At 70.8% G+C, this 10,305-nt stretch carries 9 protein-coding genes; 8 read left to right on the top strand and 1 reads right to left on the bottom strand.

Annotated elements, in window-relative coordinates; genetic code table 11:
- Positions 1 to 193: 193 nt before the first annotated feature.
- The 4 genes from ABT116_RS34615 to ABT116_RS34600 are packed head-to-tail and all read left to right on the top strand — an operon-like array spanning position 194 to position 5,924.
- Positions 194 to 1,252: a TetR/AcrR family transcriptional regulator gene (locus ABT116_RS34615; RefSeq protein WP_351642131.1), complete on the top strand. Its 1,059-nt coding sequence runs from the start codon at positions 194 to 196 to the stop codon at positions 1,250 to 1,252.
- A complete protein-coding gene (locus ABT116_RS34610) occupies positions 1,249 to 2,805 on the top strand; it encodes an SCO6880 family protein (protein ID WP_351642129.1) in 1,557 nt (518 codons plus the stop codon). Before ABT116_RS34615 ends, ABT116_RS34610 begins: the two co-directional genes overlap by 4 nt.
- 6 nt (positions 2,806 to 2,811) lie before the next feature.
- Positions 2,812 to 4,221, top strand: coding sequence for an ATP-binding protein (locus tag ABT116_RS34605; RefSeq protein WP_351642126.1), 1,410 nt, complete (start codon positions 2,812 to 2,814; stop codon positions 4,219 to 4,221).
- Positions 4,222 to 4,238: 17 nt separating this feature from the next.
- Positions 4,239 to 5,924: a type IV secretory system conjugative DNA transfer family protein gene (locus tag ABT116_RS34600; protein ID WP_351642124.1), complete on the top strand. Its 1,686-nt coding sequence runs from the start codon at positions 4,239 to 4,241 to the stop codon at positions 5,922 to 5,924.
- A gap of 19 nt (positions 5,925 to 5,943) precedes the next feature.
- Here the strand turns inward: ABT116_RS34600 and ABT116_RS34595 are convergent, their stop codons facing one another.
- Positions 5,944 to 6,486: a GNAT family N-acetyltransferase gene (locus ABT116_RS34595; protein WP_351642121.1), complete on the bottom strand. Its 543-nt coding sequence runs from the start codon at positions 6,484 to 6,486 to the stop codon at positions 5,944 to 5,946.
- A gap of 92 nt (positions 6,487 to 6,578) precedes the next feature.
- On the opposite strand from ABT116_RS34595, the gene ABT116_RS34590 reads away from it, so the two are divergent.
- Genes ABT116_RS34590 through ABT116_RS34575 form a run of 4 tightly spaced genes read left to right on the top strand, consistent with a single transcriptional unit; the run spans position 6,579 to position 10,211 of the window.
- Positions 6,579 to 7,499: an ABC transporter ATP-binding protein gene (locus ABT116_RS34590; RefSeq protein ID WP_351642118.1), complete on the top strand. Its 921-nt coding sequence runs from the start codon at positions 6,579 to 6,581 to the stop codon at positions 7,497 to 7,499.
- Positions 7,496 to 8,275 carry an ABC transporter permease gene (locus tag ABT116_RS34585; protein ID WP_351642114.1) on the top strand — a complete coding sequence of 260 codons (780 nt, stop codon included), beginning with the start codon at positions 7,496 to 7,498 and terminating at the stop codon, positions 8,273 to 8,275. The genes ABT116_RS34590 and ABT116_RS34585 overlap by 4 nt, the downstream gene beginning before the upstream one ends.
- A gap of 23 nt (positions 8,276 to 8,298) precedes the next feature.
- On the top strand, positions 8,299 to 9,543 hold the full coding sequence (locus ABT116_RS34580) for a sensor histidine kinase (protein WP_351642111.1): 1,245 nt from the start codon (positions 8,299 to 8,301) through the stop codon (positions 9,541 to 9,543).
- On the top strand, positions 9,540 to 10,211 hold the full coding sequence (locus tag ABT116_RS34575; protein ID WP_351642108.1) for a response regulator: 672 nt from the start codon (positions 9,540 to 9,542) through the stop codon (positions 10,209 to 10,211). The genes ABT116_RS34580 and ABT116_RS34575 overlap by 4 nt, the downstream gene beginning before the upstream one ends.
- The last annotated feature ends 94 nt before the right edge of the window (positions 10,212 to 10,305 follow it).

The following is a 10,305-nucleotide window of genomic DNA, read 5'->3' as shown; positions in this document are numbered from 1 at the left end:
GATGGCACTCCTCCTCATCGGTTTCAGCGCTCCGATCGGGACCGAAGCGGCAGTGGCTCGCGTCGCGGACACGTTGATCGGCGTGGTGATCGGTGTTGTCGTCGCCGCTGTCACGATCAGTCGATCGGATCGCCACCACGTCACCGTGTGACCCAGTGCTGCTGTGTTTCCCATCCTCCGTAGGCTCCTGCAGGTGGAGGACAGCACGCCGATCGACGGCCGGAAACTGCGTTACCAGCATCGCCGTGCCGAATTGCTCGAGCAGGTAACCGCGTACGTCACGGCGAACGGCGTCGGTGAACTGTCCATGCGGCCGTTGGCCAAGGACCTGGGGATCAGCCATGCGACACTCATCCATCATTTCGGTTCGAAGGAACAACTGCTCACTGAAGTAGTCGCCACCCTGCGAGACAGCTCTTCTCTCGACATCTCTTCCGGGACCGACATCGTCGAGATGATGACGAGTTACTGGAATCGGCGTACGTCAGCGGAATCGTTGCCGAACTTTCGGTTGATGTTCGAGATCTACGGACAGGCGTTGCTGCATCCGGAGCGGTATCGCGAGTTTCTCGATCATGTGGTGGGGGACTGGTTGGGTGGTTTGACGGAAGCTGCGCTCGCACTGGAGCTCGTCATCAGGGCGGCCCTCCTCTACGTCGGCGCCCTCCTCGGCACCGTCGTCTACGCCGGCCTCGTCGACAAGAACCTGTGGGGCCACGTCCGCCGCTGGGCCGGCATCATGATCGCGGTCATCCTCATCAAGCCGGTCATCGTCATCGTCCTCGGCCTCGCCGGCGCACTCTCCGCCGACGACGGCCCGAACGCCTTCTCCGCCGTCGTCTCCGGCCTCGCCATCATCCTGCTCGCCATCTTCGCCAGCGCGATGATCTACCGCTTCGTCCCCGGCTTCGGCGACGAGATCGCCGGCTCCCGCAACAACCGCCTCATGCGGGGTGCCGAAGGCAAGGCCGCGGCCGTCATCAGCTCCCCGGCGTCCCTGGTCGCGCAGGGCATCAAGACCCACAGCTCCCGCGCCGACAACCACGGCGGCGGCAGCCAGTCCTCCGCCCCCCGCCCCAGCAACCCCGCCTCCGGCGGAGTCGCCGCGCACAGCGCGCGCACCTCGAACGGCGGCGGCGGATCTGTCCCCTCCGCCGCACCCGCCCCCCGTTCGAGCAGCCCCGTCAACACTCCCCACGCCAGCAACACCCGCAACAGCAGTACCAACCGCACGGGAGGTGAAGGGCGTTGACGACCGAGTCCCACGTGTCCCATCCGGTCACGCCCCGCCGGACATATCTGATCGGCCGCGCCCGGCCGAACGCGATCATCGGCCGCAACCGCGAGACCGGCGAGATCGCCCTGATCGTCGTGGGCGCGTTCCTCGGCATGATGTGCGGGCTCCTCGTCCCGGTCCTGTCGCTGCGCATCGTGCTGCTCGCCGGGTTCCCGATGCTGGCGCTGGCCGCGGTGTACGTGCCGTACAAGCACCGCACCTTCTACAAGTGGTTCGAGATCAACCGCAGCTACAAGCGGACCCTCAAGCAGGGCACCACGTACCGCTCCACCGCGATCGAGGCCGGCACCCGGCTGGACGGCAAGGAGATCGAGGTCGGCCCGCCCCCCGGCATCGGCCGCATCACGTGGCTGGCCGCCCCCTTCGGCCCCGACGAGATCGCCGTGCTCCTGCACGCCGACCGCAAGACCGTCACCGCCGCCATCGAGATCGAGGGCCCGGGCGTCGGCCTGCGCGACAGCGAGGACCAGGAAGCCCTCGTCGACCGCTTCGGCACCCTGCTCAAGCACGTGGCCAACGGCGACGGCTTCGTCACCCGCCTGCAGATGCTGGCCCGCACCCTCCCGGCCGACCCGGACGCCCACGCCAAGGACGTCGCCGTCCGCGGCGACGACAAGGCCCTGCCGTGGCTCCAGGAGTCCTACGACCAGCTCCAGTCCATGGTGTCCACCAGCAGCGAGCAGCACCGCGCCTACCTCGTCGCCTGCATGCACTACACGCGCGAACTCGCCGCCGAGGCCAACGCCATGGCCCGCGCCGCCCGCGCCCACGGCGGCAAGGTCGACCGGGACGCCGGACTCGCCGTCGTCATGGCCCGCGAGCTCACCGACATCTGCTCACGCCTCCAGGAGGCGGACATCCGCGTCCGCCAGCCCCTCGGCCAGGGACGGCTGTCCTCGCTGATCCACTCCATGTACGACCCGGACCACCCCATCGACCACATCCAGGCGATGACCAAGCGCAACGCCTGGCCGGCCGAACTGGACGCCATGGAGCCCACCTACCTCCAGGCCAAGACCCGCGAGTCCTCCACCCGCGCCCCCTGGTGCCACGCCACGGCCTGGGTGAAGGAGTGGCCGATGACCCCCGTCGGCGTCAACTTCCTCGCCCCGCTCCTCGTCCACACCCCGGACGTGATCCGCACGGTCGCCGTCACCATGGACCTCGAACCCACCGAGGTCGCCATCGAGCGCATGCTCACCGAGAAGACCAACGACGAGGCCGAAGCATCCCGCGCCGCCAAGATGAACCGCACCGTCGACCCGCGTGACGTCGCCGCGCACTCCCGGCTCGACCAGCGCGGCGAGGACCTCGCCAGCGGCGCCGCCGGCGTCAACCTCGTCGGCTACATCACCGTCAGCTCCCGCTCCCCCGACGCCCTCGCCCGCGACAAGCGCACGATAAGGGCCTCGGCAGGAAAGTCGTACCTCAAGCTGGAATGGTGCGACCGCGAGCACCACCGCGCCTTCGTGAACACCCTTCCCTTCGCCACCGGCATTCGGAGGTAGGACCTGATGCGGGATCCGCTGTCCGTCCTCACCGACGCCTTCACCTCCTTCCTCTTCGGGAAGGTCGAGACGACCAGGCTCCCGGTGCGCACGTCCACGGGCCAGGCCCAGGCGGTCTATCTCCCGACCGCCGCCCCGGGCCTCGGCGACTCCGGCGTCATCATCGGCCGCGAGGTGTACTCCGGAAAGGGCTACATCTACGACCCCTTCCAGCTCTACGGCCAGCAGCTCCCCGCCCCGCACTGGCTCGTCCTCGGCGAGTCCGGCAACGGCAAGTCGGCGCTGGAGAAGACGTACGTGCTGCGCCAGCTCCGCTTCCGCGACCGCCAGGTCGTCGTCCTGGACGCCCAGGGCGAGGACGGCGTCGGCGAGTGGAACCTCATCGCGCAGGAGCTGGGGATAACTCCCATCCGCCTGGACCCGACGGCGGCCCTGGACATGGGGATCCGCCTCAACCCGCTCGACCCCGCGATCACGACGACGGGCCAGCTCGCGCTGCTCCGCACGATCATCGAGGTCGCCATGGGCCACGGCCTGGACGAACGCTCCGGCTTCGCCCTCAAGGTCGCCCACGCCTACGTCAACGAAACCATCGTCGACCGCCAGCCGGTCCTGACCGACATCGTCGAGCAGCTGCGCCACCCCGAGCCCGAGTCGGCCGAGTCGATGAACGTCGCCATAGACGACGTACGGGCCTGGGGCCTCGACGTCGCCCTGGTCCTGGACCGCCTCGTCGACGGTGACCTGCGCGGCATGTTCGACGGCCCCACCACGGTCGGCATCGACCTCGACGCCCCGCTCATCGTCTTCGACCTGTCCCACATCGACCGCAACTCCATCGCCATGCCCATCCTCATGGCGATCGTCGGCGTGTGGCTGGAGCACACCTGGATCCGCCCCGACCGGAAGAAGCGCATCTTCCTGGTCGAGGAGGCCTGGCACATCATCAACAGCCCCTTCGTCGCCCAGCTGTTCCAGCGCCTGCTGAAGTTCGGCCGGCGCTTGGGCCTGTCCTTCGTGGCGGTCGTCCACCACCTGTCCGACGTCGTGGACGGGGCAGCCGCCAAGGAAGCGGCGGCGATCCTCAAGATGGCCTCCACCAGGACGATCTACGCTCAGAAGGCGGACGAGGCGAGGGCGACGGGGCGGGTACTCGGGTTGCCCAGGTGGGCGGTCGAGATCATCCCGACCCTCACCCCCGGCATCGCCGTCTGGGACGTCAACGGCAACGTCCAGGTCGTCAAACACCTGATCACCGAGACCGAACGCCCCCTGGTCTTCACCGACCGCGCGATGACCGAGTCCTCCCACGACCTCACGGACGACGCCCTGCACGCCGCCGAACTCGAGGCGGAGGAACGGGCCGCGGCCTTCGTGGAGCACCACCTGGGCGACTCCGAATCGACGGTGGCGTAGGCGCAAGGGGAGGACGCGTGAGACCGGACGACCGCCACACCCAGCGGGACGGCCAGGGAGGCATCCCCGACGGCCTGCTGATCGGCATACTCGCTTTCCTCCTCGGCATGACCCTGCTGGTGTGGACGGCCACCGGCCTCGCCGCCCTGTTCGCCCACGGCGCCTGGCCGTCCGGCGTCACCTTCGCCCGCACGCCCCTGGCCATGCGCGGCCTCATCGCCCAGCCCCACGACATCCCCGGCGCCTGGCCCGAGACACCCCCCGGCGAACTCTCCGGCTACGGCCTGTTCTGGGGCCTGTTCATCGGCCAGCTGATGATCCTGGTCGTCCTGACGGTGTTCGTGATGGGCACGCTGGCCCGGTGGCGGGCGGTGCGGGCGAGACGCCGACTGGAGAGGGCGACGGCTGAGGAGCGGGCAGGGGTCGCGTACGAGACCGGCGCCACGACACCGCCCGAGGCCCCGGCGTCGCCGCAGCATGGGGCAACAGGCCCGGGCCAGCCCGACGCATCGCCATCGGCCCGGCACGGGTCCCCCGCAGCGGCGCCCCACGACGTACCGGCGTCGGCACAGCACGACGCATCGCCATCAGCCCGGCACGGCGCCCCCGCAACGACGCCCCACGACGTACCCGCGTCGGCACAGCACGACGTGCCCACACCACGCCGCTCCGCCCCCGAGCCCCCACCCATCGTGGACCCGACGACCCCCCTGGCCCCCACACCGGCTGCCGCGCCCGCGACCCCGGCTGCCCTGTTCGGCCAGGAACGGGTGGGCGGGTGGGAAAAAGTCCTCGTAGCCCCCAGGGAAACCCGCCAGACCACCGCCACCCAAGCCGTACGCGACGCGGAAGGCCCCGCCCTCGTCGTCACCTCCAACCCCACCCTCTGGCAGGAAACCAAGGACGCCAGAGCCAAACTGGGCCCCACCCACCTCTACGACCCCACCCACCTCTGCGACACCCCGTCCCGCCTCCACTGGTCCCCCACAGCCGGCTGCGAGGACAAGGCGACAGCCGTCAGGAGAGCCAGCGCCCTCCTCACCCCCGTCCGCCCCACCGCCAAACTCGACCAAGCCCTCAGCGACACGGCCGAGACACTCCTGCGGAGCTACCTGCACGCCGCGGCGATCGACGGCCGCACCATCCGGCACGTCCACCGCTGGTCCCAGGGCACCCAGATCCAGGACGCCGTACGCATCCTCCGCACCAACCCCAAGGCGGCCCCCGGCTCCGCGGGCGAACTCGAAGGCGCCCTCACCGCCCACCCCGAACGCCGGGACATGGCACAGCAGCTGACGACCCGTGCCCTCGCCGCCCTCTCCACGATCAACATCCGCGAAGCCTGCACTCCCAACCGAACTGATGCCCTCGCCTTGGATTCCTTCGTCCACGAAGGGGGCACGCTTTACGTGGTGGGGGAATCCATCGAGGACCCCAGGACGAACCCGGGCGCGATGCCCTTCCTGACGGCCCTCGTCTCGAGCGTGGTCGAGCGCGGCCGGCACATGGCCGAACGGTCATCGGCCGGTCGCCTCGACCCACCAATGACACTCGTCCTGGACGACGTCGCGGCCGTGGCCCCGCTTCCCCAGCTCCCGGAGCTGCTGGCCACCGGAGCGGACCGGGGCATGCCGACCCTGGCCCTGCTCCGGTCCCGCGAACAGGGCCGCGCCCGCTGGCCGCACGACGAACTGCCGGTCTGAAGCCGCACCCCGGACACGCTCACTCCCGCTCGAGCACGAACTCCAGCTCCAGCTCCCCGGCGTCCCCCAGCGGCACCGTCACCCCGCTCGGCAGGAACCCCACCCGCCGGTAGAACCGCTGCGCCCGCCCGTTCTCCTCGTGCACGATGAGCCGCACCCGCTCAAGCCCCTGAGCCCACGACCACTCCAGGGCCGCATCGAACAGCACCTCGGTCAGCCCGCTCCCGCGCTCCTCCGGCCGCACGAACACGCCGACCACATGCCCCTGCTTCCGCTCCACCGGAAACCCGGCCCAGTCGGTCGTCCCGGGCTCCTCCACGAGCACGGTCAACGTCCCCACCCACCGCCCGTCCGGCCCCTCGGCGATGATCTGCTGCTTCGTGTCCGCCCCCTCGGCGGCACCGGCCGTCCGCTCCTGCCAGAAGGAGTCCGGCCGGGCCACGGCCTCCTCGTACGTCTCCAGGAAGGCCAGGTGCGCCACCGGGTCCCGCAACGCCGCGAGCCGCAGCTCCTTCGCCGCGGCCCACTCGCCGGCACGGACGGACCGGATCACATAGCTCATGCGGCCACGGTAGTACCCGAGTACGAGACCCCTCACCCCGATTACCCCGCCGGTCCGACGCCCGCCGCCCCCGCACGCACGAGCATCGAAGCATGCTGACGGCACACGAACTCACCAAACGCTACGGCGACCGGACGGTCGTCACGGACCTGTCCTTCACCGTCCGCCCCGGCACCGTCACCGGCTTCCTCGGCCCGAACGGCGCCGGCAAGTCCACGACCATGCGCATGCTCCTCGGCCTCGACGCCCCCACCCGCGGCCACGCCACCGTGGCCGGCCGCTCCTACGCCACCCACTCCGCACCCCTCACCGAGGTCGGCGCCCTGCTGGAGGCCCGCTCGGTCCACCCCGGCCGCACGGCCTACCACCACCTGCGCGCCCTCGCCCTCACCCACGGCATCCCCCGCGCCCGGGTCGAGCACGTCCTCGGCCTCACCGGCCTGACCGACGTGGCCCACCGCCGCGTCAAGGGCTTCTCCCTCGGCATGGGACAGCGCCTCGGCATCGCCGCCGCCCTCCTCGGCGACCCGGCCACGCTCATCCTCGACGAGCCGGTCAACGGCCTCGACCCGGAGGGCGTCCTGTGGATCCGCAACCTGCTCAAGTCCCTCGCCGCCGAGGGCCGCACGGTCCTCGTCTCCTCGCACCTGATGAGCGAGATGGCCCTCACCGCCGACCACCTCGTCATCATCGGCCGCGGCCGCCTCCTCGCCGACACCACGGTCACCGACTTCGTACGCGACTCCGGCACGGGCACCACCAAGGTCGTCACCCCGGAGGCCACCGCCCTCTCAGACCTCCTCACGGCCCCCGGCATCGACATCACCGCCGACGCCCCCGGCACCCTCCGGATCCGCGGCACGGACGCCCAGCACATCGGCCGCACCGCAGCCGCCCACGGCATCCCCCTCTACGAACTGACCCCCGCCTCCGCCTCCCTGGAGGAGGCCTTCATGGACCTCACCCGTGACGCGGTGGAGTACCCGGCGACCCTGCAAGGAGCAGCGGCATGACCACGGCGACCCTGCCCTACCGAGTGACCCCGGCCCGCGTCCTGCGCTCCGAGTGGCACAAGTTCTGGACCCTGCGCTCCACCTGGATCACCCTCGTCGTCACCAGCGCCCTCACCGCAGCCATGGGCGCCGGCCTCGGCGCCGCCTACGACGGCTCCGGCGAGGGCAGCATGGACACCGTCATGTTCGTTCTCCTCGGCACCCAGTTCGCCACGATCAACCTCGGCGTACTGGGCATCCTGGCCAGCGCCGGCGAGTACTCCACCGGCCAGATCCGCGCCACGATGACGGCCGTCCCGCGCCGCCTGCCCGTCCTGTGGTCCAAGGCCACCGTCCTGACCGCGGTCGCCCTCCCCCTCACCCTGGCGACGAACCTCCTCACCTTCCCCCTCGCCCAGTCGTTCCTCACCGGCACCGACCTGTCCGCCTCCCTCGGCGACCCCGGCGTCCTGCGCGCCCTCGCGGGCAACGCGGCCGGCCTGACCCTCCTCGCCGTCCTCGCCCTCGGCATCGGTGCCCTGCTCCGCTCGGTCCCCATGGCAGTCGGCGCCTTCATCGGCCTCGTCATGATCCTCCCGGAGATTCTGGCGATGCTCCCGTACGCGGTCGTCGACGACGCCGTCCGCTACTTCCCCGGCAAGGCCCTGGAAGCCCTCACCACGGCCGAGCCCCTGCCCGGAGCGACCTCCCCGGGCGCCGCCCTCCTGGCCATGCTGCTCTGGGCGGCGGCCCTCCTCACGGTGGCCGCGGTGGTCCTGCGCCGCAAAGACGTATGACGCCCGGCAGCACATCCCCCACGATGGACCCTGTGAGCCAAGACCGGGCGCCGGAGCCCCTCACCGAATACGCCCAGCGCCTCACCCACAAGGTGCGCGCCTTCGACCGACGCCACCCGCTGCTGTGGGACCTCCACTTCACCGGCTTCTGGATCACCGCCGCCCTGATCGACTACGCCGGCGGCGGCTGGCGCAACAACGCCCATCACCTCGACGTCCCCGGCTGGCTCCTGCTCACCCTGAGCCTCGGTCTGTCGGCCCCGCTCCTGTGGCGCCGCACCCACCCCGGCATCGTCCTGGCCGCCACGGTCCCGTTCGCCCTCGTCAACGCCTGGACCGGCGCCGCCCTCCAGGCAGCCCTGCTCCAGCTGGTCCTCGTCCACCACCTGGCGCTGCGCCGCCCGCTGCGCAACCTGTGGTGGGCGACGGCCCTGGTGATCGTCCCGGTCCTCGTGTCGGCCCTCCGCCACGGCGAGGGCTCCTGGGACCAGCAGATCGGCTCACACCTGATGTCCATCACCGTGGCCGCCCTCATCGGCGCCACGGTCCGCACCCGCCGCGACTACACCGAGGCCCTGGAGGACCGCGCCCGCCGCCTGGAGACCGAACGCGACCAGCAGGCCCAGCTCGCCACCGCTGCGGAACGCGCCCGCATCGCCCGCGAGATGCACGACATCATCGGCCACAACCTCTCCGTCATCACCGGCCTCGCCGACGGCGGCCGCTACGCCGCCGCCAAGTCCCCCGAACGCGCGGCCCAGGCCCTCGACGCCATCGCCGGCACCAGCCGCCAGGCCCTCACCGAACTCCGCCGCCTCCTCGACGTCCTGCGCGAGGAAGAGCGGCAACAGGCCGACCTGACCCCCCAGCCGGGCCTCACCGACCTCGACCGGCTCCTCGACGGCGTCCGCTCCGCGGGCCTCCCCGTCAGCACCACCACCCACGGCAGCCCCACCCTCCCGCCGGGCCGCCAGCTCACCATCTACCGCGTCATCCAGGAAGCCCTCACCAACACCCTCAAACACGGCGGCCCCCACGCCACCGCGGAGATAGAGCTCTCCTACGAGGAGAAGTCCGCCGTCACCGTCACGATCACCGACAGCGGCGACGGCAGCCGCGCCGACGGGCCCTCGCGGGACGGTCGCGGACTCCCCGGAATGCGCGAGCGAACGGCCCTGTACGGCGGCACACTTGAGGCCGGGCCCCGCCCCCACCCGGAGCAGGGCTGGCGCGTCCGCCTACGTCTCCCGGAGGAATTCCCGCAGTGACCACGGTCCTCATAGCCGACGACCAGCCCCTTCAGCGCTTCGGCTCCCGCATGCTGCTGGAGAGCCAGGACGACATGACGGTCGTGGGCGAGGCGGCGAACGGCAGCGAAGCGGTCCGCATGGCGGCCGAACTCCATCCCGACGTCGTCCTCATGGACATCCGCATGCCCGGCCTCGACGGCATCGAGGCGACCCGCCGCATCACCGCCGCCGGCGACCGCACCCGCATCCTGATCGTCACCACCTTCGACCTGGACGAATACGCCTACGCCGGGCTCCGCGCAGGCGCCTCCGGCTTCCTCGTCAAGGACGCCCAGCCCGAGGAACTCCTCGCCGGCATCCGCGCGGTGGCCACGGGAGACGCGGTGGTCGCCCCCAGCCTGACCCGCCGCCTCCTGGACGCCTACGTCCACCACCTGCCGACCGCTCCCTCGTCCGAAGCCACGCCCCCGGAGGACCCACGTCTCGCTTCCCTGACGGACCGGGAACGCGAAATCCTCACGGTCATCGGCAAGGGCTGGACCAACACGGAGATAGCCGCCCGTCTCCACCTGGCCGAGTCGACGGTGAAGACCCACGTGGGCCGTATCCTCGCCAAGACCGGTTCCCGCGACCGCATTCAGGCGGTCATCCTGGCGTACGACACCAAGCTGGTGGAGACGTCCTGAAACGCAGAAAACCCCCGTATCCGAAGATACGGGGGTTTTCCCAAGAATTGTTCGGCGGCGTCCTACTCTCCCACAGGGTCCCCCCTGCAGTACC

The organism is Streptomyces sp. NPDC002130, assembly GCF_040296465.1.
Taxonomy (GTDB): domain Bacteria; phylum Actinomycetota; class Actinomycetes; order Streptomycetales; family Streptomycetaceae; genus Streptomyces.
The sequence above is the reverse complement of the archived record's forward strand: the minus strand, read 5'-3'. Positions and strand labels throughout refer to the sequence as shown.